Source organism: Rhodopseudomonas sp. RCAM05734 (assembly GCF_052658035.1).
Genome location: NZ_CP199742.1, coordinates 369,256 through 396,042, shown reverse-complemented (window position 1 = coordinate 396,042; position 26,787 = coordinate 369,256). Strand labels below are relative to the sequence as shown.

The 26,787-nt window shown below is 64.3% G+C and carries 24 protein-coding genes, 1 other RNA gene and 2 pseudogenes; 17 read left to right on the top strand and 10 right to left on the bottom strand.

The features are described 5' to 3' along the window. Nucleotides 1-122: 122 nt before the first annotated feature. The 3 genes and pseudogenes from ACUXVA_RS02065 to ACUXVA_RS02055 all read left to right on the top strand — a co-directional run bounded on the left by ACUXVA_RS02065 (nt 123) and on the right by ACUXVA_RS02055 (nt 3,202). Nucleotides 123-1,751 carry an inorganic phosphate transporter gene (locus ACUXVA_RS02065; RefSeq protein ID WP_445490584.1) on the top strand — a complete coding sequence of 543 codons (1,629 nt, stop codon included), beginning with the start codon at nt 123-125 and terminating at the stop codon, nt 1,749-1,751. A gap of 178 nt (nt 1,752-1,929) precedes the next feature. Beyond that, nucleotides 1,930-2,857: pseudogene (gene ppk2 / locus ACUXVA_RS02060) on the top strand (polyphosphate kinase 2). Nucleotides 2,858-2,968: 111 nt separating this feature from the next. Then, a complete protein-coding gene (locus ACUXVA_RS02055) occupies nt 2,969-3,202 on the top strand; it encodes a hypothetical protein (protein WP_265081778.1) in 234 nt (77 codons plus the stop codon). Nucleotides 3,203-3,255: 53 nt separating this feature from the next. Here the strand turns inward: ACUXVA_RS02055 and ACUXVA_RS02050 are convergent, their stop codons facing one another. After that, nucleotides 3,256-4,416, bottom strand: coding sequence for a patatin-like phospholipase family protein (locus ACUXVA_RS02050; RefSeq protein ID WP_265081779.1), 1,161 nt, complete (start codon nt 4,414-4,416; stop codon nt 3,256-3,258). A 20-nt stretch (nt 4,417-4,436) separates the two neighbouring features. Between ACUXVA_RS02050 and ACUXVA_RS02045 the strand changes: the two genes are divergently transcribed. From ACUXVA_RS02045 to ACUXVA_RS02025, 5 genes are all read left to right on the top strand, one after another. Beyond that, nucleotides 4,437-4,616 (top strand): hypothetical protein, encoded by a 180-nt coding sequence (locus tag ACUXVA_RS02045; protein ID WP_265081780.1) that lies wholly within the window; start codon nt 4,437-4,439, stop codon nt 4,614-4,616. A gap of 9 nt (nt 4,617-4,625) precedes the next feature. Next, entirely contained in the window at nt 4,626-5,408 is a 783-nt protein-coding gene (locus ACUXVA_RS02040) for a 3-hydroxybutyrate dehydrogenase (protein WP_265081781.1), read from the top strand. Nucleotides 5,409-5,424: 16 nt separating this feature from the next. Further along, nucleotides 5,425-6,198, top strand: a complete 774-nt coding sequence (locus ACUXVA_RS02035) for an acetoacetate decarboxylase (protein WP_445490580.1) — start codon at nt 5,425-5,427, stop codon at nt 6,196-6,198. 184 nt (nt 6,199-6,382) lie between these two features. Then, nucleotides 6,383-7,360, top strand: coding sequence for a transporter (locus tag ACUXVA_RS02030; RefSeq protein ID WP_265081783.1), 978 nt, complete (start codon nt 6,383-6,385; stop codon nt 7,358-7,360). A gap of 54 nt (nt 7,361-7,414) precedes the next feature. After that, nucleotides 7,415-8,734, top strand: coding sequence for a carbohydrate porin (locus tag ACUXVA_RS02025; RefSeq protein WP_265081784.1), 1,320 nt, complete (start codon nt 7,415-7,417; stop codon nt 8,732-8,734). Here ACUXVA_RS02025 and ACUXVA_RS02020 read toward each other — a convergent pair. Together ACUXVA_RS02020 and ACUXVA_RS02015 are read right to left on the bottom strand one after the other, a co-directional pair. Further along, nucleotides 8,731-9,723, bottom strand: a complete 993-nt coding sequence (locus ACUXVA_RS02020; protein WP_265078738.1) for an IS481 family transposase — start codon at nt 9,721-9,723, stop codon at nt 8,731-8,733. The two genes, ACUXVA_RS02025 and ACUXVA_RS02020, sit on opposite strands and share 4 nt — an antisense overlap. Before the next feature lie 159 nt (nt 9,724-9,882). Then, entirely contained in the window at nt 9,883-10,743 is an 861-nt protein-coding gene (locus tag ACUXVA_RS02015; protein ID WP_265081787.1) for a LysR family transcriptional regulator, read from the bottom strand. Between the two features lie 95 nt (nt 10,744-10,838). Between ACUXVA_RS02015 and ACUXVA_RS02010 the strand changes: the two genes are divergently transcribed. After that, nucleotides 10,839-11,810: a quinone oxidoreductase family protein gene (locus ACUXVA_RS02010; protein ID WP_265081788.1), complete on the top strand. Its 972-nt coding sequence runs from the start codon at nt 10,839-10,841 to the stop codon at nt 11,808-11,810. Nucleotides 11,811-11,813: 3 nt separating this feature from the next. Here the strand turns inward: ACUXVA_RS02010 and ACUXVA_RS02005 are convergent, their stop codons facing one another. Continuing rightward, nucleotides 11,814-12,881 (bottom strand): acyltransferase family protein, encoded by a 1,068-nt coding sequence (locus ACUXVA_RS02005; RefSeq protein WP_265081789.1) that lies wholly within the window; start codon nt 12,879-12,881, stop codon nt 11,814-11,816. Nucleotides 12,882-13,055: 174 nt separating this feature from the next. On the opposite strand from ACUXVA_RS02005, the pseudogene hrpB reads away from it, so the two are divergent. Further along, nucleotides 13,056-15,613 (top strand): annotated as a pseudogene (gene hrpB, locus ACUXVA_RS02000) (ATP-dependent helicase HrpB). A 285-nt stretch (nt 15,614-15,898) separates the two neighbouring features. Further along, nucleotides 15,899-16,408, top strand: a complete 510-nt coding sequence (locus ACUXVA_RS01995) for a TIGR02281 family clan AA aspartic protease (protein ID WP_265081790.1) — start codon at nt 15,899-15,901, stop codon at nt 16,406-16,408. A 9-nt stretch (nt 16,409-16,417) separates the two neighbouring features. On the opposite strand, the gene ACUXVA_RS01990 is transcribed toward ACUXVA_RS01995, so the two are convergent. The 4 genes from ACUXVA_RS01990 to ACUXVA_RS01975 form a co-directional block, all read right to left on the bottom strand. Beyond that, complete coding sequence (locus ACUXVA_RS01990) at nt 16,418-16,927, bottom strand: Lrp/AsnC family transcriptional regulator (protein ID WP_265081791.1); 510 nt, start codon at nt 16,925-16,927, stop codon at nt 16,418-16,420. Between the two features lie 72 nt (nt 16,928-16,999). Next, the gene (locus tag ACUXVA_RS01985; protein WP_265081792.1) at nt 17,000-17,944 is read right to left on the bottom strand and encodes a sugar kinase; all 945 of its coding nucleotides are present in this window, start codon (nt 17,942-17,944) and stop codon (nt 17,000-17,002) included. 16 nt (nt 17,945-17,960) lie between these two features. Continuing rightward, nucleotides 17,961-18,902, bottom strand: a complete 942-nt coding sequence (gene nudC / locus ACUXVA_RS01980; protein WP_265081793.1) for an NAD(+) diphosphatase — start codon at nt 18,900-18,902, stop codon at nt 17,961-17,963. A gap of 4 nt (nt 18,903-18,906) precedes the next feature. Beyond that, nucleotides 18,907-19,326 carry an HIT domain-containing protein gene (locus ACUXVA_RS01975; protein WP_265081794.1) on the bottom strand — a complete coding sequence of 140 codons (420 nt, stop codon included), beginning with the start codon at nt 19,324-19,326 and terminating at the stop codon, nt 18,907-18,909. A 158-nt stretch (nt 19,327-19,484) separates the two neighbouring features. Here ACUXVA_RS01975 and ffs point away from each other — a divergent pair. From ffs to ACUXVA_RS01950, 5 genes are all read left to right on the top strand, one after another. Further along, an RNA gene (ffs, locus tag ACUXVA_RS01970) (signal recognition particle sRNA small type) lies at nt 19,485-19,581 on the top strand. A 136-nt stretch (nt 19,582-19,717) separates the two neighbouring features. Further along, nucleotides 19,718-21,559: a DNA polymerase III subunit gamma/tau gene (locus tag ACUXVA_RS01965; RefSeq protein WP_265081795.1), complete on the top strand. Its 1,842-nt coding sequence runs from the start codon at nt 19,718-19,720 to the stop codon at nt 21,557-21,559. Nucleotides 21,560-21,580: 21 nt separating this feature from the next. Continuing rightward, on the top strand, nt 21,581-21,901 hold the full coding sequence (locus tag ACUXVA_RS01960; RefSeq protein WP_265081796.1) for a YbaB/EbfC family nucleoid-associated protein: 321 nt from the start codon (nt 21,581-21,583) through the stop codon (nt 21,899-21,901). Nucleotide 21,902: 1 nt separating this feature from the next. Further along, on the top strand, nt 21,903-22,508 hold the full coding sequence (gene recR, locus ACUXVA_RS01955; protein WP_445490574.1) for a recombination mediator RecR: 606 nt from the start codon (nt 21,903-21,905) through the stop codon (nt 22,506-22,508). Between the two features lie 17 nt (nt 22,509-22,525). Then, nucleotides 22,526-22,978 carry a hypothetical protein gene (locus ACUXVA_RS01950; protein WP_413776441.1) on the top strand — a complete coding sequence of 151 codons (453 nt, stop codon included), beginning with the start codon at nt 22,526-22,528 and terminating at the stop codon, nt 22,976-22,978. A gap of 164 nt (nt 22,979-23,142) precedes the next feature. On the opposite strand, the gene ACUXVA_RS01945 is transcribed toward ACUXVA_RS01950, so the two are convergent. Both ACUXVA_RS01945 and ACUXVA_RS01940 read right to left on the bottom strand, forming a co-directional pair. Continuing rightward, nucleotides 23,143-24,510: an AmpG family muropeptide MFS transporter gene (locus ACUXVA_RS01945; RefSeq protein ID WP_265081797.1), complete on the bottom strand. Its 1,368-nt coding sequence runs from the start codon at nt 24,508-24,510 to the stop codon at nt 23,143-23,145. Nucleotides 24,511-24,797: 287 nt separating this feature from the next. Further along, a complete protein-coding gene (locus ACUXVA_RS01940) occupies nt 24,798-26,015 on the bottom strand; it encodes a DNA recombination protein RmuC (protein WP_265081798.1) in 1,218 nt (405 codons plus the stop codon). A gap of 230 nt (nt 26,016-26,245) precedes the next feature. Here ACUXVA_RS01940 and def point away from each other — a divergent pair, with 230 nt between their 5' ends. Then, nucleotides 26,246-26,764: a peptide deformylase gene (gene def / locus ACUXVA_RS01935; RefSeq protein ID WP_265081799.1), complete on the top strand. Its 519-nt coding sequence runs from the start codon at nt 26,246-26,248 to the stop codon at nt 26,762-26,764. Nucleotides 26,765-26,787: the final 23 nt, after the last annotated feature.

The window sequence follows — 26,787 nt, the reverse complement described above, 5'->3', positions numbered from 1 at the left end:
GCGCGGAAGGTCGGCAATATGCTCCCCGCCTCGCTCTTGTTGTCGAATTGTCGCGGCTGTCATCCCAGCTTCAAGACAGTCGGGCACAGATTAACGCCTATTAACCGGCAGGGGCGTTATCAATGACCGATTTCACGATCAACCAAACAGGCGACAACGGCGGGCTTATAGAGCCGGCATCGCGGCCCAATCTCGACAAGGGGTTCAATCCCTTCACCATGATCCTGTTCTTCGGCATCCTGGCCGCGGGCGCGCTGTTTGTCGCCTACAGCATCTATGTCGACGTGCAGGCGACCGGTACCCGGGTCACCTCCTATCTGCCCTACCTGTTGCTGTTCGTGGCGCTGCTGATCGCGCTCGGCTTCGAATTCGTCAATGGTTTCCATGACACCGCCAATGCGGTGGCCACGGTGATCTACACCCACTCGCTGCCGGCCGAATTCGCCGTGATGTGGTCGGGCCTCTTCAATTTCCTCGGCGTGCTGTTCTCGACCGGCGCCGTCGCCTTCGGCATCGTCGCGCTGCTGCCGGTGGAATTGATCCTGCAGGTCGGCAGCTCCGCCGGTTTCGCCATGGTGTTCGCGCTGCTGATCGCCGCGATCATCTGGAACCTTGCGACCTGGTATTTCGGCCTGCCGGCCTCCAGCTCGCACACCCTGATCGGCTCGATCATCGGCGTCGGCGTCGCCAACGCATTGCTGCGCGGTCGTGACGGCACCTCCGGCGTGGACTGGGGCAAGGCCACCGAGATCGGCTACGCGCTGCTGCTGTCACCGCTGGTCGGCTTCGCCTGCGCCGCCGGCCTGCTGTTGCTGCTGAAGATGATCGTCCGCAATCCCGCGCTCTACGCTGCGCCGGAAGGCAACAAGACGCCGCCGCTCTGGATCCGCGGGTTGTTGATCCTGACCTGCACCGGCGTCAGCTTCGCGCACGGCTCCAACGACGGCCAGAAGGGCATGGGTCTGATCATGCTGGTTCTGATCGGCACCGTGCCGACCGCCTACGCGCTGAACCGCGCGTTGCCGGAATCCCAGGTGCAGCAGTTCCAGGTCAACTCGATTGCCGCCGCCAAGGTCGTCGCCGCCAAGGGCGCCGGCCACAGCATCATCGGCGATCCCCGCCCGGCGGTGACGCAGTACGTCTCGCAGCACAAGATCGTCGAGGGCACCTACCCGTCGCTGGCCGTGCTGGTGATCGATATCGGCAACCAGGTCCATACCTACGGCACGCTTGACAAGGTGCCAGCCGAATCCGTCGGCAATACCCGCAACGACATGTACCTCGCGTCAGAAGCGATCCGCTTCCTGATGAAGGACAAGGAAAACGACCTCAGCAAGGATGACGTCGGCGTGCTGAACACCTACAAGGGCTCGCTCGACTCCGCGACGAAGTTTATCCCGACCTGGGTGAAGATCGCGGTGGCCATCGCACTTGGGCTGGGCACCATGATCGGCTGGAAGCGGATCGTCGTTACCGTCGGCGAGAAGATCGGCAAGTCGCATCTGACCTACGCGCAGGGCGCCTCGGCGGAACTGGTGGCCGCGGCCACCATCGGCGCCGCCGACGTGTTCGGCCTGCCGGTCTCGACCACCCATGTGCTGTCTTCCGGCGTCGCCGGCACCATGGCGGCCAACGGCTCGGGCCTGCAGATGGCCACCATCCGCAACATGCTGGCGGCCTGGGTGCTGACGCTGCCGGCGGCGATCATCCTGTCGGGTGCATTGTACGTGCTGTTCTCGCGCCTGTTCTGAGGCCCTTCCCGGTTCGTCGATTGCCTTCGACGAACCGGGCCGACGATGGAAGAGAGACCGGACCGCACTCCGGTCTCTCATTCATGTCGAAGCGGGCGCCTGCTTGTCCAGATTTTCTCATCGCGTGCCCACGGACCGATTCAGCGGTCCGCTTGCGGACTGCCACCCGGAGCCATCCATGACCGACAAATCCATCGACGCCGATTTTGAAATGCAGCAGCGAATTCACGAGGAGATGCGCGATAGCTTCGATGAAGAGCTGGAGCTTGAGATCGACGATGATCGGCTCGATCTGCTGACCAACGAGTTCTCGGGGCACAGCGCGAAGGAGACGGTCGACAGGCGGGTCTATTTCAAGGAGCTGTTCCGCCTGCAGGGCGAGTTGGTCAAATTGCAGAGCTGGGTGCAGCTTAACAAGTTGAAGGTCGTGGTGATTTTCGAGGGGCGCGACTCTGCCGGCAAGGGCGGCGTTATCAAGCGCATCACCCAGCGGCTGAATCCGCGGGTCTGTCGCGTCGCTGCGCTGCCCGCGCCAAACGAGCGAGAGCGTACACAGTGGTATTTCCAGCGATATGTGTCGCATCTGCCGGCCGGTGGCGAGATCGTACTGTTCGACCGCAGACTGGTACAATCGCGCCGGCGTTGAGCGCGTGATGGGATTCTGCACCGAGAGCGATGTCGAGGAATTCTTCCGGTCGGTGCCGGAGTTCGAGCGCATGCTGGTGCGATCGGGGATCGTGCTGATCAAGTACTGGTTTTCCATCACCGACGAGGAACAGCATCTGCGTTTTACCATGCGCATCCACGATCCGTTGAAACAGTGGAAGCTGAGCCCGATGGACGTCGAGGCACGCAGCCGCTGGGAGCAGTACACCAAGGCGAAGGAAGCGATGCTCGAGCGTTGCCATATCGCGGAAGCGCCCTGGCATATCGTCCAGGCCGTCGACAAGAAAAAGGCGCGGCTGAATTGCATCGCGCACTTGCTCGAGCAGATTCCCTATAACGACGTGCCGCACGACCCGGTGCTGCTGCCGGCGCGCATTCACAATCCGGACTACCATCGCGGTCCGATTCCGCCGGATATGTACGTCGCTGACCGCTACTGAGCAGCGAACCTGACCGCTTTGGCGCGGCCGTCTCGGCCGTGTCTTCGTTCCTTCGTTTTCGGGCGGTATTGATCGTCGAAAATACTATGGTGTGGCAAGAAGGGGACTGAAATGGACGGCGAACATACGGAATTGGATGAGCTGCAGGCATCGTACAAGGCCTCGGTGGAGGCATGGATCGCCGCGATCCGGCGCGAGGAAGCGCTGGCATCGGGGAATCATTCCGTGACCGAGATCGATCTGTGGGAGAAGGCGCATTTCGAGGAAGACGAGACGCGCAATGCCGTGCTGGCTGCCAAGGAAAAATACGAAGACGCATTGCGCGCCAAGTTTTTCGGATTCTAACGCGCTGCATAGTCAGGGGGCGCCGCATTGCGGCGCCCTTCTGCTTTAGCGGGTCAGTAGTCGCGTTCGCGATGAACATCGTGCACTACGATGCCCATGCCTTGTTCGGGCAATTCGAGCCAGTCGCGTCGCTTCAGCGTCCGGCGGGTATCGTCCAGGCCGCTTTGCCAGTGCTCGCGCATCGAGGTCGCCGAGAATTCATGATCCTTGGAGTCGTTCTCATAGGCCTTCTGCTGATAGATGATTTGCAGGATGGTGATTTCCGGGAGGTCTGCCAATCGGTCGCGCAAATCGCGCTCATGCGCGCTGAGCTGGCCGTCCGGAATTTTTTGCAGCGCCTTGTAGAGATCGGCCTTCAGATTGTTCATCTGCTTGTAGACGTCGGTATTGTGCCGGGTGCGGGATGAATAGACGATGTCCTTGTGCCGTGCCAGAACCTCCTGGATATCGCGCGGGAGCATGCCGCGTGCGCTGAACAGGTCGACCTGGAATACCAGGGAGTTCAGTTTGTCATCCTGGTCCAGCAAATGCTGCAGCGGCGTGTTGGAGACGATTCCGCCATCCCAGAAATGATCGGTGCCGATCTTTACCATCGGCAAGGCAGGCGGCAATGCGCCGCTGGCCATCACATGTTCGGGCCCGATCACCTCGTTCTTGTTGTCGAAGTAGAGGAAATTGCCGCTGAGCACATTCACCGCGCCGACGGCGAAATGAACTTTACGCGAGTTGATGAGATCGAAGTCGACGAGCTCGAGCAACGTCTCACGCAGCGGTCCGGTATCGTAGTAGCTGGTCGCGGACTTTGCGCCCGCGGGGCTGAGCCACGGACCGACCTCATGCGGCTTGAAGAAGCCAGGCTGCCCCAGCGTCGTCGTCATGAACGAACTCGCCATGTTGCGCGCCTTGCGGTAGATGTCGCCGTCCGGCGTGTAGTGCCAGACCTTTCGCGCCGTGATGCGTTCCCAGAACGTCTGCAGCCTTTCGAGGCGCAGGGCCGGCGGGTTGCCTGCGATGATCGCAGAATTGATAGCTCCAATGGAGACGCCGCATACCCAGTCGGGCTCCATGCCGGCCTCGTGCAGCGCCTGATAGACGCCCGCCTGATAGGCGCCGAGCGCTCCGCCGCCCTGCAGCACAAGCGCCACGCGGTCGCAACGCTCGGGTCGCCAGCCGGTGACGGCGTCAACTTCTGTATCCGGTGTTCGTGCGTCCATGGTGATCCCTCGCTGCCATATTGATCGATGCCGGAGCACTACAATTCGGCGGCGATGACACGGTCGTGACAGGGCAGGGCGGTGATGCCGCATTGGCGAACGGCAGCTCGCTGCGTGTCATGCATCTGATGGAAATGTCTCATATCGGTGTCAAACGTCCTCGATACCAGTTGATCGAAATTGTCCTGCATTTCATTTGAGGTTTTGCCATGCTGTCCGGAAAATCCGCCATCGTCACCGGTTCGACCAGCGGTATCGGACTTGGCATCGCGCGTGGTCTTGCAGCAAACGGCGTCAACGTCATGTTGAACGGCTTCGGCGACGCAGCCGAGATCGAAGCGATTCGTAGCGAGATGGCCAACGGCCACAATATCAAGGTGCTCTACAGCGGCGCCGATATGTCGGACGACACGGCGATCGGCGAGATGGTCGCGCATGCCGAGCAAGAGTTCGGCGGCGTCGATATCCTGGTCAACAATGCCGGCATTCAATACGTCGCGCCGATCGAGGAGTTTCCGGTCGAGAAATGGAATGCCATTCTCGCGATCAACCTGTCGAGCGCGTTTCACACCACGCGCTGCGCCATTCCGGGCATGAAGAAGAAGTCCTGGGGGCGGATTGTCAACATCGCCTCGGCGCATGCCTTGGTGGCGTCGCCATTCAAGTCGGCCTATGTCGCGGCGAAGCACGGCATTGCCGGCCTGACCAAGACCGCGGCGCTGGAACTGGCCGAGCACGGCATCACTGTCAATGCGGTGTGCCCGGGCTACGTCATGACGCCGCTGGTCGAGAAGCAGATCCCCGAACAGGCCAAGGCGCGCGGCATCACCGAACAGCAGGTCATCACAGACGTGCTGCTCGCGGCACAACCGACCAAACGCTTTGTCACGGTCGAAGAACTGTCCGCTCTCGTCAATTTTCTCTGTACCGATGGCGCCCGCTCCATCACCGGCACGACAGTGCCCGTCGATGGTGGCTGGACCGCTCACTGAACAAAGGAATTCCCCGATGCGCAAGCAAGACATCCTTCGGCTGCCGTCGATGCCGATGGCCGGTCCGAGCTATCCCGCCGGGCCCTATCGCTTCGTGAACCGGGAGTTCCTGGTCATCACCTATGAGACCGATCCGGAACTGATCCGCATGGGATTGCCGGAACCGCTGGAGCCGATCGAGCAGCCGATCGTGCACTACGAGTGGATCAAGATGCCCGACAGCTCCGGCTTCGGCAGCTACACCGAATCCGGCCTGGTGATCCCGGCGCGGTTCAAGGGCGAGGATGTCAACTTCGTCTCGCAGATGTATCTCGATGACGATCCGCCGATCGCCGCGGGCCGCGAGATCTGGGGCTTTCCGAAGAAATACGCCCATCCCAAGCTGGAGATCGTCAAGGACACGCTGACCGGCACGCTGGAATATGCCGGGCAGCAGGTCGCCATGGGGACCATGGCTTACAAGCACGGCGCAATGGCCGGCAACGGCGAGGCAACCCTTGCCACGCTGTCGAAGACCCAGATCAATCTGAAGTTGATCCCCGGCGTCGATGGCAGCGCCGAGGTCTGCCAGCCGGTGGCGATCAATCTGGTCGACATCACGGTGAAGGGCTCCTGGTTCGGCCCCGGCCGGCTGCATCTCGTGCCGCATGTCAACGCACCGGTCGCGGATTTTCCCGTGCGCCAGGTGATCGGGGCGCATCACTTCGTCGCCGACCTGACGCTGCCCTATGGCCGCGTGGTTCATGACTACAACAAGGAAAGTGCGACGCTCGCCGAAGCCGCTGAATAGTTCCGGCTGACATGTCCCTGTAACGGAAATGTCATTTCATGTCTGTGCCGCGCCGAGGTCGGCGCTGGCATCGGGTCGTTGCGCCCGCTGAGGGCAGGCGTCGTCATGTGGCGTGGAAAGTACTGGGTGTCTTGTGTCGACTGACCTCTCGTTTTCGGCAATGCTTGTGCCTGACGCTTCCGCGATGGCAGTCATCCCCGGCCTGATCTGGGCGTTCCGCATTCATCCGGACGGCCGACCGGAGCAGCTCGCGATCGATGCGCCGATCGATATCGCGCATGGCGATCTGCTATGGCTGCACTTCAACCTCACCGATTCGCGCGCGCTGCAATGGCTGACGCAGGCCGATCTGCGTGTGCCGGCACAGGCGCGCGCGCTGCTGCTTTCGAAGGATACATATCAGCAGTTGCACGCCACCGATGACAGCGTCCATGGTGTGATTTCCGATCTGCTGCGGGATATTGACGACACCACAGAAGAGACCGGCTACCTGCGCTTCGTGATGACCGAGCGCCTTCTGGTTAGCGGTCGCCATCACGCGCTGTGCGCGGTTGACGCTACCCGCCGCTTGCTCGAAGGCGGCCACCGCGTCGACGGTATGGCATCGCTGCTCGAAGCCATCGTGGAGAACGTCGCGGCAACCATGGACCGCGTCGCCGACCGCATCGCGGTGGCTCTCGACGAGATCGAGGAGCAGATCCTGTCGGACAATTCCAAAGATATGCTGCAGCGGCTCGGCCGGCTGCGCCGCACCTGCGTGCGGCTGCATCGCCAACTGTCCGGGCTGCGCGTCGTATTCCACCGGCTGGAGCAAAAGGGCGCCAGCGAGCTCAAGCCGCTGCTGCAGCTTCGCGCCGGCAAACTGGCGCAACGCCTGGACTCGCTCGACCATCGCATTGTCGAAATGCGCGAACGCAGCCGGCTCTTGCAGGAAGAGCTGCATCTGCAGATCGAGGAGCAGGGCAATGAAAGTCTGCGCGTGCTGTCGGTGCTGACCTCCCTGTTGCTGCCGCCGACATTGATCACAGGCATTTTCGGAATGAACACCAAGGGTCTGCCGTTCACCGACAATGAGAGCGCCTTCCTGTGGGCCGCCGTGTTGCTCGTGCTGTCGTCGGCATCGGCCTATTTCGTCATGAAGCGCCTTGGCCTGATCAGGTAATCGTCCATGCCGACACGATGGACAGGCAGGGTGCGCGCGGCGGCGATCGGGGCGATGTGGCTCATTTTTGCAGTCGCTGATGTTGCTCCGGCGCGCGCCTCAGAGGTCGTTGCGAACGCCGACATTGCCACCAGGGACGCCCGACAGATCCTCGCCGACTGGGGCATCGCCTTTTCCGCGACCTATATCGGCGAAACCCTCGGTGACGCCTCCGGCGGCCTTCGCCGCGGCGCAATCTATGCAGGGCGGCTCGATCTGGGCACCGACGTCGATCTCGAGCGACTGGTGGGGTGGAGCGGCGCGACCTTCCACGCCAACGTCTATCAGATCCATGGCGGCGGCCTGTCGCGCGACTATGTCGGCAACCTGATGCTGATGAGCGGCATCGAGGCGTTGCCGGCGACGCGGCTCTACGAGATGTGGATCGAGCAGTCGCTGCTGGGCGGCCGGCTGATGATCAAGGTCGGCCAGCAGCCCTCGGACCTCGAATTCATCGACAGCAAGTACGACGACATCTTCGTCAATTCCGCGCTGGGCTGGCCGGGTATTACCGGGGTGATCCTGCCGAGCGGCGGGCCTTCGCCGCCGCTGGCAGTGCCGGGCATTCGCATCAAGGCGCAACTATCCGAGCGCATCACCGCCTATTTCGCGGTGTTCGACGGCGATGCAGCGCCGCCAGGCCCCGAAGACCCGCAGATCAAGAATCCGCACGGGTTGCTGTTTCGCGTCAACGATCCGCCGTGGTTCATCGGCCAGCTCAAATACGGCTTCGAACTCGGGGCGGATGCGCTGCCGGGATCGATCACCGGTGGGGCCTGGTATCACATGGGGACGTTCGACGATCTGCACCTGACGGCGCAGGGTCTGTCCCTCGCGGATCCCGATGGATCGGGCGAGCCGGCCATCCGACGACGCAACCAGGGGATCTTCGCGGTCTATGAGCAGAAGCTGGCGCATAGCGCGCTCGATCCGCAGAAGGGCATCGGGCTGTTCGCGCGGGCGTCGGTCAGCCCGTCGGATCGCAATCTGGTCAGCATCTATCTCGATGGCGGCATCCAGTTCACCGGTTTCAGCGAGAGCAGGCCGAACGACAAGATCGGCCTGGCGATGACTTATGCGCGCATGTCCGATGGCGCGCGTCAGCTCGATCGCGACTTGCAGCAGTTCACCGGGATCGCCACTCCGGTTCGCGACTTCGAGGCCATCGTCGAAATGACCTATCTCGCGGAGGTCAAGACCGGTGTTTCGATTCAGCCGCTGTTTCAATACGTCATGCACCCCGCCGGCGGAGCGGTCGATCCGAACGATCCCTCGCAGACCCGGCGCATCCGAGACGCCGCGGTGTTCGGCGTCCGGACGACAATCAATTTCTAGATGTTTAGTCCCGGACTTTGATGGGTCGGATCAACATTGAATCTGGTGGGCTCTTTTGTCCAGATCTTACAAACGTACTCGTAGGGTGTGAGGCCCTGCAGGGTCTTTAGCCGACGCGCGAAGTTGTAGGCGTCGATGAAGTCGCCGAGGTGGCGACGGAGTTGGTCGTGGGTCTCGTAGTGGAAGCGCTTGACGGTCGCTTCCTTGATAGTCCGGTTCATCCGTTCGACCTGGCCATTGGTCCAGGGGTGCTTGGGCTTGGTGAGGCGATGATCGATGTCGGCCTGGGCGCAAGCCAACTCGAAGCCATGGGCCCAGACCGGCTCGCCACGCTCGAGGGCCAGCTTGATCTCAGGGACCGCTGAGCCACCGGCACCGGGCGTGGTGAAGTGCGTGCCATTGTCGGTCAGCACGGTGTGGATCTTGTAGGGCACGGCCGCGATCAGGTGGCGCAGGAAGTCGCCGGCGATGCGCCGAGTGGCTTTCTCGTGCAACTCGACGAAGGCGAACTTTGAGGTCCGGTCGATCCCCACGAACAGATAGAGCTTGCCCTGCTCGGTGCGGACCTCGGCGATGTCGATGTGAAAGTAGCCGATCGGATAGGTCTTGAACTTACGCCGATCTGGCTTGTCGCCCTCGACTTCAGGCAATCGCGAGATGTCGTGGCGCTGCAGGCAGCGATGCAGTGACGAGCGCGTCAGATGCGGGATGGTTGGTTGCAGGGCATACAAGCAGTCATCGAGCGGCAGCAGCGTGTGCCGCCGGAAGGCGACAATAAGCGCCTCTTCCTCGACCGTCAGAACCGTCGACTTCGGGTCTTTCGGCCCGGTTCGTAGATCTTCGACCGAGGCCCGCGCCTTCCACTTGGCGACGGTCTTGGGATTGATCCCATGCCGCCTGGCCAAGACCCTCAGGCTCTCTTGACTATGTTGTATCGCTCGACGGACCGCCGCTGTCGTTGTGGCGCTCCCGTGGTGAACCTGTCCCATAGCGCATCCTTCCAACCGTCGGAGAATAATGCACCATCAAATGCTGGGACCAAACATCTAGGGAGTATCGATGCTTCTTTGTGAGGCGTGGCTCCCGAAATGCCGGTGCCGCGTACGGTTCAGTTCCAGGTCGCGCTGGTTGCCGGTTGATCGGGCGGTTCAGCCCCGAAGGTCTTTGAGACAGTCGGCCAGGAATTCCATGACCGCGCGCACCACTGGGGCGCTGCGCAGGTCGCGATGCACGATCAGCCAGACGTCGCGGGCTACCGAGGTCGACGAATTCGCCGCATAGCGGCGCAACTGCGGATCGGCATCGCCGATGAAATGCGGCAGCGCGACCAGTCCGACTCCGCTGCGGGCGGCCGCGATCTGGTTCTCCAGATCGCTGCTGTACAGCACGATGTCGCGCCCGGCGGTCACCGCCTTGAGCCATATCTGCTGCGGGGAATCGTCCATGCTCTTGTCGTAGGCGATGAAAGTGAATGCCGATGGCGGTGTGTCTTTCAGGTATTGCGGCGAGCCATACAGGCTGAAACCGAAATGGCCGACCTTGCGGGCGACCAGGCCGGGCTCCGTGGGGCGGGCGAGGCGGACCGCGATGTCGGCTTCGCGCCGGTTCAGCGACGCAGCGCGCTTCTCGCCGATCAGCGTCAGGCGAATGGCGGGATGGCGCTGCCGCAGGCGGATCAATTGCGGCGCGATCAGGATATTGGTGAGTGACGGCGGCGAGCTGATGGTGACGTCGCCGCGCAGGCCGGGCTTGGCTGCCTGCGCGGCGCGCTGCACGGCGAACGCTGCGTCTTCCATCGGTGCTGCCGCTGCCGCCACGCGCCGCCCGATCTCCGTCAGCGCATAGCTGCGGGCGCGGCGATCAACCAGCTTCATGCCGGTTTCGGCTTCCAGCGCGGCGACGCGCCGCGCCACGGTGGCGTGGTCGACGCGCAGCATGCGGGCGGCAGCGGATAATGAGCCCTCGCGTGCAAGCGCCACGAAGTGCCGCAGGTCTTCCCAGTCGGGCATGGGTGAAATCTCACATCAAGGGTGCGTTATTGGAGAATTTTGCATAGTCGCGGCTTGCGGCAAAGAGAGCGCACCCGAATTCAAGGAGATGACCCGTGACCACCATCATTCGCCTCAAGGCTCCCGGCGGCATCGAGCAGCTCGAATGTGTCACTGTCGAACTGCCGCCGCCGGGACCCGACGAGATCCGGATCCGGCACACCGCCATTGGCGTCAACTTCATCGATATCTATCACCGCATGGGCATGTATCCGTTGTCGGCAGACGCTGTTCCCGGGGTCGAGGCGGCGGGCGTCGTCGCCGCGATCGGCACTAACGTATCCTCGGTGCAGATCGGTGATCGCATCGCCTATGCCGGCAGCCCGGTCGGGGCCTATGCCTCCGAGCGTAATCTGCCGGCGTGGCGCGCGATCAGGCTGCCGGACGATCTTTCCGATGAGGTCGTGGCGTCATCCCTGCTCAAGGGCATCACGGCGTACATGCTGTTGAACAAGGTCTTTCCGGCCGGTGTCGGCACCACGATGCTGGTACACAGCGCGGCAGGCGGTCTGGGCCAGTTGTTGATACGCTGGGCGCGGCACCTCGGTGCCACGGTCGTCGGGACCGTCAGCTCTGAGTCCAAGGCCGTAATCGCGCGTGACGCCGGCGCACAGCAGGTCATCGTCGGCCGCGACGCCGACTTTGCAGCCGAGGTGGCGGTGCTCACCGATGGCCGCGGTGTCGATGTTGCCTATGACGGCGTCGGCGGAACCACTTTGGCCAAGACGCTCGGCTGTGTGCGGCCGTTCGGTGTGGTGGCGAGCTTCGGTCAGGCGGGCGGCCCGATTCCCCTGCTTGACGTTAACGATCTCGGTCCGCGGCGCAGCATCCTGTTGGGGCGGCCGAGCGTGATGGCCTACGTGAACAATGCCGAGGACTATCACCGCGGCGCGGCTGCGGTATTGGACGCGCTGTCGGCGGGCGTACTGCGAGCCAGCGGGCGTGCCTATCCGCTCGTCGATGCCGTCGTTGCGCAGGCCGATCTGGAGGCGGGGCGCACCAGCGGTTCGCTGTATCTGGTGCCGTGAGGGTTACTCCGCAGGCTGCAGCGCCGCCGACTTCTTGCGTGGCGCGATCCAGAAGGCATCCGGCCGATCGAACAGGAAGTTGGCACCGACCGCCAGCGCGGACCGCCAGATCGCCAGCGCGCCGAGCACGCCGATGACCGTCACGATCAGCGAGATGGTGCCGATGTCGAGGAAGCCGGCGAATTTCAGCAGCAGCGCCCGCGCCGCCGCCATCGGCAGGAAGAAAGCGAGGTAGATGACGATCGAATGCTCGCCGAAGAAGCGCAGGAAGCCGAGCCACTGCCGGCGCGCCAGCAGCGTCGCCATGACGATGATGGCGATGGCGCCGGCAAAGCCCAGCGCCAGCGAGATCACCGGCCACTCGCTGCAGCCGTCATAGACCAGCGCCGTATTGACGATCGCCCAGGCGGCAAGGCCGGCCAGCGCCAGCATTGGCCGGGCGCGGGCGCGGTCCGATAGCGCGAACACCCGGGCGGCGAAAAGGTAGCCTGAATAGAAGTAGACGAAGCGCGCGGCGAATTCGTCGATCACGGTCCAGCCGGTCGACAGATGCGTCATCTCGAGCGCTGCGGCGACACCCCAGATCAGCAGCGGCGGCAACGGCCGCGTCGCCTTGGTGACGACGAAGAAGATCGGCAGCAGATAGATGAACCACAGCGTGCCGAACGGCTCGATGAAGGACTCCAGATACAGCAGGCCGACATTGGGCCAGCCGTGCTGCCCGGCGAGACCGGGCGCCTTGAAGGCGAACTGGATGGTCACCCACAGCACGTAGAAATAGGCGAAGTGCATCACCTTGCGGTCGAGATAGGTGCGCCAGTCGCGGTCGATCACCACCGCCAGGAACAGGCCGGAGATCAGGAAGAAGTCCGGCATCCGGAACGGTTTTGCGAAGGCCACCAGCACATGCATAAACCCGGCGTGGCCGGCGGCCTGCTCCACGCCCAGCACGGAGTGCATCATCACCACCATGACGATGCAAATGCCCTTGGCGTAGTCGACCCAGTCGATCCGGTCCGCCACGCCGGGTGCAAGCCTGGCGGCGGCAGCGGGTGTGCCGTTTCTGGTCATCTTCGTCCCTTTGCGAGGCGCTTTCGCGCCACCATCGGCTTGAACGGTTTCTTTCGCGTTTCCTTGTACAAGGAATATGCCGGTTATCGGTCACGGTCGCGCGAGCGGGGCCGGGTGGTTAACGCGGGCTAACCCGGTTATGACACGGGGCATTCAGCGACTCTGGACCCTCCTGTGACCCGCAGCTTCGACACCCCCCTGCCGATCGATGCCGTGCTCGACGACATCGCGGGTACGCTTGCGGCCGGCAACGCCGCCGTGCTGGTGGCGCCGCCCGGCGCCGGCAAGACCACGCGGGTGCCGCTGGCGCTGCTCGATGCCCCGTGGCTCAAGGGAAAAAAGATCATCATGCTGGAGCCGCGGCGGATCGCCGCCCGCGCCAGCGCCGAGCGGATGGCGAAGACGCTGGGCGAGCGGGTCGGCGAGAGCGTCGGCTACCGCGTCCGTTTCGGCTCGAAGATCTCGCGCAACACCCGGATCGAGGTGGTCACTGAGGGCATCTTCTCGCGGCAAATCCTCGACGATCCCGAACTCACCGGCGTCGCCGCGGTGCTGTTCGACGAATTCCACGAGCGCTCGCTCGATGCCGACATGGGATTGGCGCTGGCGCGCGACGCCCAGGTCGGCCTGCGCGAGGATCTGCGCATTCTGGTGATGTCGGCGACCATCGATGGCGCGCGGGTCGCAAAGTTGCTGGGCGACGCGCCGGTGATATCAAGCGAAGGCCGCGCGTTCCCGGTGGAGACGCGCTATCTCGGCCGCAAGCCGGACGTCCAGATCGAGCGGCAGATGGCCGACGCCATCGCCATGGCTTTGCGTGCCGATCCCGGCTCGGTGCTGGCATTCCTCCCCGGCGCCGCCGAAATCCGCCGCACCCAGACCTTTCTCGCCGAGCGGATTCACGATGCCAGTATCGAGATCGTGCCGCTGTTCGGCGCGCTCGACGCCGCCGTGCAGGATCGCGCCATCCAGCCGGCACCGGACGGGCAGCGAAAGGTGGTGCTGGCGACCTCGATCGCCGAAACCTCGCTGACCATTGAGGGCGTTCGCATCGTGGTGGATTGCGGCCTCGCCCGGGTGCCGCGCTACGAACCGGACATTGGCCTGACAAGGCTGGAAACCGTGCGTGCCTCGCGCGCCGCGGTCGACCAGCGCCGCGGTCGTGCCGGCCGCACCACGCCCGGCATCTGCTACCGGCTGTGGGATGAGCCGCAGACGGCTTCCCTCGCGCCCTACACTCAGCCGGAAATTCTCAGTGCCGACCTGTCCTCGCTGGTGCTCGATCTCGCGCAATGGGGTGTCAGCGATCCCGCGCAACTGGCCTTTCTCGACGCGCCGCCGGCGCCGGCCCTGAGCGAGGCGCGCGGCTTGCTGCGCGAACTCGGCGCGCTCGACGGTGACGGTCGCATCACGGAGGAGGGGCAAAGCCTGCGCGCGCTGGCGCTGCCGCCGCGGCTGGCGCGGATGATCGTGGACTCGCACCGGCTCGGCTCTGGCGAGGAGGCCGCGGAGATCGCCGCGATCCTCACCGAGCGCGGGCTCGGCGGCGACAGCGTCGATCTCGATTACCGCCTCGACCAGTTCCGCCGCGACCGCAGCCAGCGCGCGCAAAGCGCGCGGCAACTGGCGCAGCGCTGGGCCTCGCAGGTGGCGGCTACGGAGAAGGAAGCCACACGCGCCGCGGCTGGGGCTCCCTCCCCGCCTAGCGAAGCTTCGCTTCGCGTGGGGAGAGGGAGCGGAGAGCTCCGCGCCAGGTCGAAGAAGAACTCACCACCGGCGTCATGCTCGCCTTCGCCTTTCCCGATCGTGTCGCCAGGAATCGTGGCAATGGCAGTTTCGTGCTCGCCAATGGCCGCGGCTCGGCGGTGGATCGTGCTTCCGCGCTGGCACGCGCGCCCTATATCGCGGTGGCCGAGTTGACCGGCACGGCCGCCAACGGGCGCATCCTGCTGGCGGCGCCGATCACGCAGAGCGAGATCGAGACGCGCTTCGCCGACCAGATCGAAGCCGTCGACGAGGTCACCTTCGATCGCGCCTCGATGTCGCTGCGCGGCCGGCGCAAGCGCACGCTGCATGCCATCACGCTGTCCGAGGCGACGACGGCGTTGACGCCGTCGGCGGACACCGCGCGCGTATTCGCCGAAGGCCTGATCGCCGCCGGCCTCGAACGACTGCCCTGGTCGAAACCACTGCAGCAGTGGCGCGGCCGGGTGATGTTCCTGCGCGCCGCCGAGGGCGAGCCGTGGCCGGATCTGTCCGACGCCGCGCTGGCGGCCGCGCCGGACACCTGGCTGGAGCCGGCTTTGTACGACAAGACGGCGCTAAAGGAGTTTTCGGCGGGCGACATGTCGGATGCGCTGATGGCGTTGCTGCCGTGGGATCTGCGCGCGCGCCTCGAGCGCGAGGCGCCGACGCATTTCGAGGCGCCGACCGGCACCATGCTGCCGATCGACTACGAGGCCGAGCAGGGCCCGACCATCGCGGTGCGGCTGCAGGAACTGTTCGGACTGACCGCGCATCCGTCCGTGGCAAAGGGCAAGGTGCCGCTGGTGCTGGAACTGCTGTCGCCGGCGCATCGCCCGGTGCAGGTGACGCGCGACCTACCGGGGTTCTGGAAGGGCAGCTACCAGGATGTGCGTTCCGACCTGCGCGGCCGCTATCCCCGCCATCCGTGGCCGGAAGATCCCGCCGGCGCGTTGCCGACGCGACGAGTCAAGCCACGGGGCACGTGAGGGCTCGTGTCCCGGACGCGGCGCAGCACGAAGTGCTGCTCCGCAGATCCGGGACCGCCAAAGACACCGGCGGTTGGGAAGGCCCCGGATCAGCAGCGCACCACGTCGCAAACGCGACGCGCTGCGCAGCATCCGGGGCACGAGGCTTCAATCTTCTCCCCCATTAACCCGTTGCTCATCCTTTTCGCCAAAATGGGGCCCGTGGACGCAGCCGTGACAGACGGCGGCTGCTCCCCTGTGTTCCAATCGTCGCGCGTAGGGCGGCGGTTCAGTGAGGCTGAAGTAATGCGTAACATCCTGGTCTTCGCCGCGATCCTGGTCGGGCTCGGCACCTTCATGGCGCAGCAGGCCGACAAGATGACGGCGACCACGCCGGCCATGGCCAAATCGCTGGCGGCAGAGCCTCCGATCGTGCAGGCCGGCATCCGCAGTCTCAGCATCCCGCGCGATCAGCGCGGCCACTTCCAGACCGAGGGCCACATCGAGGGTCAGCGCATCGGCTTCATGGTCGATACCGGCGCGTCGGTGATCGCGCTGAACGAGAAGTCCGCCGCTCGTTTTGGGCTGCGGCCGTCACGCGCCGACTACAATGCCACGGTGACCACCGCCAATGGCACCATCAAGGCTGCGCGGACCCGCCTGGCCATGGTCGACATCGGCGGCATTGTGGTGCGCGATGTCGATGCCATGGTGCTTCCCGACGAGGCGCTGTCGGAGAACCTGCTCGGCCTGTCGTTCCTCGGCAAGCTGAAGCGCTTCGAATATGCAAACGGCAGGATGGTGCTGGAACAGTAGGACCGGCGCTCAGGCGGCCGATGCGGCCGGGACCGGCAGCGCGGTCACCGACTTGATCTTCTCCATGGCGAAGCGCGACGTGACGTTCTTCAGCGCCACCGCGCTGATCAGCTTCTTGTAGAACACATCGTAGCTCTGCATGTCGGCGACCACCACGCGCAGCATGTAGTCGACGTCGCCGGCCATGCGGTAGAACTCCATCACCTCGGGCATGGCGCTGACCGCGTTGGCAAAAGTCTTCAGCCAGGCTTCGGAATGGTCGCCGCTTTCCACCGAGACGAACACCGACAGGCCGAGCCCGACCTTGTTCTGGTCGACCAGCGCCACCCGGCGCAGGATCACGCCATCGGCCTCGAGGCGCTGGATGCGCTTCCAGCATGGCGTCGACGACAACCCGACGCGATCGCCGATCTCGGCGACGGACAGCGACGCGTCCTCCTGCAGCACCATCAGGATCTTGCGGTCGATGGCATCAAGGCGACGGTTGGGTTCGGGGGCCTGGGCGGCGATATCGGTCATTTGAAGAACTTTGTTCTAATTAAAAGGTCCTAAAACCTAATATATAGAACAATATTCCAAATCAAGCCCCAGTCAACGGGCTGCCGGGCCTGCATCCGTGGAATGGCTCAAAAGCTCTTCCACTTCAGCGCGTTGCGGGCAGGCGAAGGCGCCGCCATAGCGGGTGCATTTCAGCGCCGCGGCGGCGGAAGCGAAGCGCAACGCCTCGGGGATGGACTTTCCGGCGGCGAATTCCAGTGCGAAGGCGCCGTGGAAGATGTCGCCGGCGCCCAGCGTGTCCACGGTGTGCACCGGGAAGGCAGGCGTTCGCTGCAGATCCTGCTTGTCGTCGAGCCACAGCGTGCCCTTCGGCCCAAGGGTAACGGCCAGAAAGGACGAGGTCAGCTTGGCCATCTTTCGCAGCGCCGCAGCATCCTCGGTAATTCCGGCGGTGGACTGCAGTGCTTCGTCGGAAAAGATCAGGTGCGACGACGCGCTGAGCAGGCCCTCGCTCTGCGACATGGTGCTGTCGATATCGACCACCACCGGGATGCCGCGCTTGCGCGCTTCGGCGCAGAGATGGGTGGCGAATGGCGCGCAGCGGCTTTCGATCATGATGGCGTCGCAGTCCCTGAGCAGCCCGTCGGCGTCGGGCAGCTTCACCTTCCACAATGCGGGATCGCGGAACGAGATGATGGTGCGCTCGCCGGATGGATCCATCATGATCCCTGAAATCGGCGTCACCAGGCTCGGCATGTGCACCAGTTGCGAGGTGTCGATGCCCTCTTTGGCCAGATCGTCGAACAGGTACTGGCTCGATGTCTCGCTCTTGTCGCCCATCGGGCCGGTCAGGGTCGCATGACCGCCGAGCCTGCTGATCCCGATCGCCGCGTTAAGCGCGTTGCCGCCGCAGATCTGCGCAAAGCGGTCGGCGTTGAACTTCTGTCCGCGGCCGGGCACCGCCTGCACGCCAAAGGTCAGATCGCGCACCGGCATGCCGATGCACAGGATGCGCGGCTTTCGCTTGGACTCGCTCATGGAATATCCCGTTCTGTCAGATCGTTGGTCCGGCCTGCAGCCATTGGCCGAGCAGGTGATGGGCGATGGCGAACGGATGCGGTCCGGCGAGCCCGTCCGGGTGTTTGCGCTTCAGCATCAGCATAGCCTCGTCACGGTCAAACCACCGGGCGTCTTCCAGTTCCATCAGGTCGACCGTAATCGCCTCGGAGGTGGCGCGCGCCGAGCAGCCGATCATCAGCGACGACGGATAGGGCCACGGCTGCGTCATGTAATATTTGACGTCGGTGCAATGGATGCCGGATTCCTCGAGGATCTCGCGCTTGACCGCATCCTCGATGGTCTCGGCGGCTTCGACGAAGCCGGCGAGGCACGAATACATGCCCGGCGGAAACTGCTTCTGCCGGCCCATCAGGCACTTCTCGCCGGAATGCACCAGCATGATCACCACCGGGTCGGTGCGCGGAAAATGCTCGGTGTGGCAGCTCGGGCAGGTGCGCTTCCAGCCGCCGTCGGACATCGCCGAGCGGGCGCCGCAATTGGCGCAGAAGCCATGGCGCTGATGCCAGCTCACCATGGATTTGGCCATGGCGATGGCTGATAGCTGGTCCGCCGGCACCACGCCCTGCATCGCCATGCCGCGCAACTCGCTGACCGCGACATCGCTGCGGGGCAGCAGGCCTTCCGCCGCAGCGGCCGAAATCCCCATACCGAACACCGGCGCGCCGTCGCGCAGGCCTAGAAAGATCGTGCCGGGGTTGGCGCCGAATTTCAGCGCCTCGGGAATCGTCAGCAGGGCGCGCGGGCCGGCGGCCTCCTGCTTCATCACCAGGGAATCGCGATACACGACATAGGCGCGGGCATCGCGATGATTCTCCAAGGCGAACAGCTTTTCGTCGCTCGTGCGCAGATGCGCGGCGCGGTCGAGCTGGTGCGAAACGAAGGCCGGGTTGCCCAGCGTGAATGCGTTGTTTGTCATCGGTTCAACCCAGCCAGATCTTGCGGCGCAGTTCGCTGATGAAGGACTGCACCTCGGCGGCGTCGTGGGCCAGCGGCGGCACCACGCCCCAGACCGGGCGCGGCCAGGCAGCGTCGGAGGTGCGGCGCCCGATGATATGAACGTGCAGCTGCGGCACCGCATTGCCCAGCGCGGCAATGTTGAGCTTGTCGCATTTGGTGATCTCTTTCACCGCGCGGGCCACCCGGGTGATCTCGGTCATGAGCTGGGCCTGCGCAACCTCGTCGAGGTCGATGATTTCCACGGCGTCGGCGCGGCGTGGCACCAGAAGCAGCCAGGGGTAATTGGCGTCCTTGATCACCAGAACGCGGCAGAGCGGCAGGTCGCCGATGTCGATCGTGTCTTTTTGCAATTGGGGGTGCAGCGACCAGGCAGGAGCAGTCATCTTGGTTCCATCGACCCGTTCTGCGCCGGGCTTTGCGGTCCGGCCTGCGGGTGCCGGCCGCCCCTGTCATATCAAGGCGGGATCGCGCGCGAAAGCGGCTGTTCGGACCCGCCGGGCCGCGCTTGCTTTCCGAAGCTTTTGGCCCCAAATAAGCTCCGGGAGATTGGCGGTGGACGAGCCACTCGCCAATCGGGTCAGGTCCGGAAGGAAGCAGCCCTAACGAGATCCGGATCGGGTCGCTCGTCAGTCTCCTACTTGTTTTTTCGCGCAATTCAGCGTCCCGCGCGATGGAAGACCAGCGTTTTCGGCGGAACAGGCACGCCGTTCGGCCGGAAACGCGGCTGTTGTTCCGCAAACCTGCTTCGAGAGACATCACATTGCGGATCGACCGATGACCGAGGCTGGCCTTCCCATTGCATCCGCGGCCGAGGGCTTCGATCTTGGCGGCAACAAGCTCGCAGCCGCCGCGGCCGGCACGCCCTACCGGGTGCTGGCGCGAAAATACCGCCCCAACAGTTTTGACGACCTGATCGGCCAGGAGGCCGTGGTCCGCACCGTGTCGAATGCGTTCGAGACAGGCCGGATTCCGCAGGCCTGGATTCTCACCGGCGTGCGCGGGGTCGGCAAAACCACCACGGCGCGCATTCTGGCCCGTGCCCTGAATTATGAAATGGCGGACGGCTCGATCAAGGGGCCGACCATCCACATGCCCACCCCCGGCGTGCACTGCCAGGCGATCATGGAAAGCCGGCACATGGACGTGCTGGAAATGGACGCCGCCTCCCACACCGGTGTCGACGATGTCCGCCAGATCAATGACAGCGTGCGCTATGCGCCCTCCAGCGCGCGCTACAAGGTCTACATCATCGACGAAGTCCACATGCTGTCGACCGCGGCCTTCAACGCGTTTCTGAAGACGCTGGAAGAGCCACCGGAACACGCCAAGTTCGTGTTCGCCACCACCGAAATCCGCAAGGTGCCGGTGACCGTGCTGTCGCGCTGCCAGCGCTTCGATCTGCGCCGCGTCGATGCCGACGTGCTGATGAAGCATCTGTCGAATATCGCCGGAAAAGAGAACGTCGAGGTCGAGCCGGAAGCGCTGGGCATCATCGCCCGCGCCGCCGAAGGGTCGGTGCGCGATTCGCTGTCGCTGTTCGACCAAGCCATTGCCCACGCCGCCGGCATCGTCCGCGCCGACGCGGTGCGGACGATGCTCGGCCTTGCCGACCGCACACGGGTCATCGACCTGTTCGATTCGCTGGCGCGTGGCGACATCGCCAGCGCCTTCGCCGAGTTCCGCGAACAATACGATGTCGGTGCCGATCCCATCGTGGTGCTCAGCGATCTCGCCGAATTCGTCAACTTCGTCACCCGGGTCAAGATCGTGCCGGCCACCGCTGACAATGTTGCCTTCGGCGAGACTGAGCGGCTGCGCGCCCGCGATTTCGCATCGAAACTGTCTATGCGTGTGCTGTCGCGAATGTGGCAGATGCTCCTGAAGGGGATCACCGAGGTGCAGGGGGCCACGCGCCCCGCCGCCGCCGCCGAGATGGTGCTGGTGCGGATCGCCTATGTGGCCGACCTGCCGACGCCCGACGAAGCGATTCGCATGCTCGACCAGAATGGCGGCGGTTCGTCGCCGGTGATTCCGGGCGGTGCGCCGCCGCAGGGCGGCGGATCGTCCTCAGGGGCGTCGTCCATGCAGGCGTCTTTGCCGCGCGGGCCGTCGATGCCGCGCGGCGGCGCCGAGATGCAGCCACGGCCGCAGATGATCGTATCCGATGCGGCACCGGCGCCGGTGGTGATGAAGATCGTCACCTTCCCCGAACTGGTGGCACTGGCTGCCGAAAAGCGCGACCTGATGCTCAAGGCGGCGCTCGAGGCCGACGTCCGTCTGGTCAAGATGGAAGACGGCCGGCTCGAAGTGTCGATGGAGCGCACGGCATCGCGCACCCTGATCAACGATCTCTCGCGAAAACTTGAGCAGTGGACCGGCCGACGCTGGAGCGTGATCGTCTCCAACGAACCGGGCCAGCCGACGCTTCGCTCGCAGCTCGACCAGTTGAAGAGCGAGCGCCAGCAAGCGGCGGAAGCCGATCCGCGCGTCCAGGAAGTGCTGGCGCGGTTTCCCGGCGCCAAGGTCGTCGAGGTGCGCCGGCTTGCCCCCGAACTGCCGGAATCCGATGCGACCGGTGAAGACCCCGCCGAGACGCCTGACGGCGATGACGACTAATCCATTCCAGAGGAGCAATTCATGGCTGACTTTCTCGGCATGATGAAGCAGGCGGCGCAACTGCAGTCCAAGATGAAGGCGATGCAGGACGAGCTCGAACATGTCGAGGTCGAAGGCATGTCCGGCGGCGGCCTGGTCACGGTGCGCATGACCGCGAAGATGGATGTGAAGAGCATCAAGATCGATCCCTCGCTGATGAAGCCGGACGAGCACGAGATTCTTGAGGACCTGATGGTCGCTGCGCTCGGTGACGCCAAGCGCAAGGCCGAGATCGCGATGCAGGAGAAGATGCAGGCGCTGACCGGGGGCCTCGGATTGCCGCCGGGGATGGGCCTCACCTGACATGGCGGGTGGGGTTGCCGGTCCGGAAATCGAAAAACTGATCCAGTTGCTGGCCCGGCTGCCGGGGCTTGGGCCGCGCTCGGCGCGGCGCGCGGCGCTACACCTGATCAAGAAGCGCGAGGCGCTGATGACGCCGCTGGCTGGGGCGTTGCAGGTGGCGATCGACAAGATCCAGGTGTGCAAGACCTGCGGCAACATCGATACACAAAACCCCTGCACCATCTGTACCGATCCGCGGCGCGACCCCTCCATCATCGTGGTGGTGTCCGACGTATCGGATCTGTGGGCGCTGGAGCGCGCCACGGCCACCACCGGCACTTACCATGTGCTCGGCGGCACCCTGTCGCCGCTCGACGGCGTCGGGCCTGACGACCTGACCATCGACGCGCTGGTGTCGCGCGCTCATGGGAGCCAGGTCACGGAACTGATTCTGGCCCTCAATGCGACGGTGGATGGCCAGACCACGGCGCATTACATCACCGACCTCCTGCAGGAGGCCGGCGTGAAGGTGACCCGGCTGGCGCACGGCGTGCCGGTCGGCGGCGAACTCGATTATCTGGATGACGGCACCCTGACCGCAGCGATGCGGCAGCGGACGCTGTTCTGAGAACTGAAAGAAGCTTCATGACACGACCAGACTTCAAGACCCTGATGGTTGGCGCCGTTACGCTCGGCCTGTCCCTGATGTTCGCGATCGATGGCTCCATGGCGCAAACGCCGTCGACGCCGCCGGCCGCACCTGCCGCGCCGAAGATGATGAAGATCGGCGATGTGCTCAGCGGCCAACTGACGGCGATGCAGGTGCGGGCGCCGCAGGGCAAGGGCAAGCGCGTCAAGCAGTTCCAGCTGGTCAGCGAGCCGCGCCGGCTGCCGGCGCCGGCGGGACTCTGCAATCTGGAAACAGGCCCCGAGACATTTGAAATCGTGGCCGCCAATCCCGCTCAGGCCGCGCAGTTGCAAAAGCTCGTCGGCAAGGAAGTCGCGCTGAAGGTCGCCGAAGTCGCCTGCGCCGAACAGGCCGGCCAGATGAGCGAAGCGCTGGTCACCAAGTGGAGCGTGGTGAGCAAAACGAACTGACCCACGTGCCGCTGTGGTCGCCCGCGACACTCTCCGCTGTCGTCGCCCGGCCTGGCGCGCACTTGCGCGCGAGGACCGGGCGATCCAGTAAACACCGGCGGTTGCGATTTATCACAGACGCCTGCGTTTACTGGGTCCCCGCATGCGCGGGGACCACAATCGAGCTAGCTTCGTGTCGTTTCCAGCCCCTCGAAATGCCCGCGCCGCTGCAGCCAGACCAGCAGGATCAGGCTGGGGACCGCCACCACCACGCAGATCGCGAAAAACAGCGGCCAGCCGATGGTCGCAGCCACATAGCCGGCGCTGGCCGAGAGATAGGTGCGCCCGACCGCGGCCAGCGCGGTGAGCAGGGCGTATTGTGTGGCGGTGTGCAGCGGGTTCTTGCACAGTGCCGAGAGGTAGGCGACGAAGATCACGGTGCCGATGGCGCTGGTGAAATTCTCTGCGGTGATGGCGAAGGCCAGCGCCCACTGATTGACGCCGATGATGGCCAGCCAGGAGAATGACAGGTTGGCCACCGCCTGCAGCACGCCGCCGATCCACAGGCTGGTGGGCAGCGAATAGCGTCGCGCCACGAAACCGCCGGCGAAGCCGCCGAGCAAGGTGGCGGCGAGGCCCACGCCTTTGACGATGGCGGCGTAGTCGTTGCGGGTGAAGCCGAGATCGATCACGAACGGCGCGGTCATGGTGCCGGAAAATGCGTCGGTGAACTTGAACAGCACCACGAAGGCCAGCGCCGCCCAGGCATCCTTGCGCGCCAGGAATTCAGAGAGCGCGCCGATCGCCGCTTTCGTCACCCGCTGCATCGCGCTGTCGGCGCCGGTGGCCGCCTCGGCGCGGGCCGATTGCGCGGGCTCGGTGGCAGCAAGCGCGGTGACGGTGCCGATCAGCACCATGGCCGCCATGGTCACATAGCCCCACATCCACGCGGTGCCGCGCGGCAGACCGGTGCCTTCATAGGCGCTGACCATGAATAGCGCCCCGGCAGTGGAGACCAGCATGCCGATGCGATACGCCGCGACATACGACGCCATGCCGGCCGCCTGTTCTTCCTCGGGCAGGCTCTCGACGCGGAAGGCGTCGACCACGATGTCCTGGGTCGACGACATCGCCGCCACCAGCAGCGCGCCAAGCGCCACGAACAACGGCGACTTCGCGGGATCGGTGAGCGCCAGCAGCAGGATGGCCGCGATCAGAAGCAATTGCGAGAACACCAGCCAGCCGCGGCGACGGCCGAAGCGGCGGGTGAACAGCGGCACGTGCAGCGCGTCGACCAAAGGCGCCCAAAGAAATTTCAGCGTGTAGGGCGTGCCGACCAGCGCGAACAGTCCGATGGTCTTCAGGTTGACGCCGGATTCGGTCATCCACACCAGCAGCGTGGAGCCTGACAGCGCCAGCGGCAGCCCCGAGGAAAAGCCGAGCAGCAGCACGATCAGCACCCGCGGCTGCAAATACACCGCCAGCGCCTCGCGCCATGAGGCGCGCGGTTTGAGAGCGACGGACGATTCGGTCGGCTGGGGCGCGTTGGTCATGGCCCAGTGCTAGCAGATTCGGCTTCCTCTTCCTTAACCTCTCCCCGCATCTTGCGCGGGGAGAGGTCGGGGCCTGAGCGAAGCGAAGGCTCCGGGTGAGGGGCCTGGCACCGAGTCAAATCGAACGTGCAGCCCACCGGGTCTCTCGAACTGAGACGCGGACTGCAGACTTTTCGACTCGAAAAGCATCTGTTGTCGTAAGCAGCGTGCCTCGCCCCTCACCCGCCCGGCTTCGCTGCGCCGGTCGACCTCTCCCCGCGCAAGATGCGGGGAGAGGTGAGGGCCCACTATTCTCCCGCCCGTAACTCGATTGGCGACGGAAACAGATCCGGCTTCAGCGATGGTGCCGGTTTCACCAGCGGCGTCGCCTCCGTCGCCGGTTCGCTCTTGCTGAAGTCCAGCTCCTCGATGCGGCCGGCGCGCTTCTCGATCTTGTCGGCGGAAATCAGGATCTGGCGGACATCCTCATTGGCCTGGCTGAAATGGGTCTGCAGTTTCAGCACGCGGTCGCGCAGCCGGCCGAGGTCGTCGCCGAGATTCATCACCTCGGTGCGGATCTGGTCGGCGGCGTCGCGCATGCGCGCGTCCTTGAGGATCTGCTGCATCACCTGGATCGCCAGCATCAAGAGCGATGGCGATACCAGCACCACGCGGGCGCGGTAGGCTTTCTGGATGATGTCGTCGAAACCGTCGTGGATTTCCGCATAGACCGACTCCGACGGTACGAACATCAGCGCGGTGTCCTGCGTTTCGCCGGCGATCAGGTATTTTTCGGCGATGTCGCTGACATGCTTCATCACGTCGGCGCGCAGCCTTTGCGCCGCGTATTTCTTCTCGTCATCGGTGCGCGCGTCGTGCAGCGCCGTCACCGCCTCCAGCGGAAACTTTGCGTCGATGCACAGCGGGCGCCGATCGGGCAGGAAGATCACGCAGTCCGGCCGCTTGCCGGACGACAGCGTGTGCTGGAATGCGTAGGCACCGGCCGGCATGCCGTCCTGGACGATGGATTCCATCCGTGCCTGGCCGAACGCGCCGCGCGACTGCTTGTTGGCCAGCACGTCGCGCAGGGTGGTGACCTGGGTGGTGAGGTCGGTGAGGTTCTTGTGGGCGCTGTCGATGATGCCGAGCCGCTCATGCAGCACGCGAAGGCTGTCCATGGTGTTGCGGGTGCTCTGTTCCATGCTTTGCCCGACCCGATGGGTCACCGAATCCAGCCGCTCGCTGACGGCGCGACCCATTTCGGCCTGGCGGCTGGCGAGCGCCTGGCCCATGGCGTCGACCCGGCCGGTGGCCTCGGATTGCGCCCGCAGCATCTCGCTGAGACGCTCCTCCAACTCGTCAGCGCGGATTGCCTGCGCAATGGCCAGCGCCGCCCCGCGGCTGCCGGAGCGCGCAATGACGATGGCGATGACCAGCAACAGGGCGAGCGCCATGGCGGCGAAGCCGACCAGCGCTTCGCCGACGGAGATCGGGGTGTCGCCGAGCATGACAAGAATGTCGTTCATGCCGCCATCGTAGCAGATTCGGATGATGGCGCGAACGAAGCGAGAACATTTATGGTTAACATCGAGCTAATTTTCTTGGTTAACAAAAACCTAACCGGCATGGTTAACGTTCTCCTAACGAGCGTGGTCAACAGTCCGTAAATTCAGGTCGCCGGCTGACCTGAGCGGACCGGCGCGATGCCTCCCATGGGTGCATTGACCGCGTCCGCCGCCCGCATTAAATCGCCCCCATGGCCCTTCGTGAAATCATCATCCTGCCGGACAAACAGTTGCGGCTTGTCTCCAAACCTGTCGAACAGGTCACGGCCGAGGTGCGCAAGCTCGCCGATGACATGTTCGAGACCATGTATGAGGCGCCCGGCATCGGGCTCGCCGCGATCCAGATCGCCGTGCCGCTGCGGCTGATCACCATGGACCTCGCCAAGAAGGACGATGAAGGCGGCCCCAAGCCGCGGGTCTTCATCAATCCGGAGATCGTGTCATCCTCGGAAGAATTCTCGGTCTACGAGGAAGGCTGCCTGTCGATCCCGGAATATTACGAGGAGGTCGAGCGCCCAGCCCAAGTCCGCATCCGCTTCATGGACATTGACGGCAAGGTGCAGGAAGAGGACGCCGAAGGCCTGTTCGCCACCTGCATCCAGCACGAGATCGACCATCTCAACGGCGTGCTGTTCGTCGATTACCTCTCCAAGCTGAAGCGCGATCGCGTACTGAAGAAATTCACCAAACTGGCGAAGCGGGCGGATTAGTCTCCTCCCGGTCTCCCACAGAT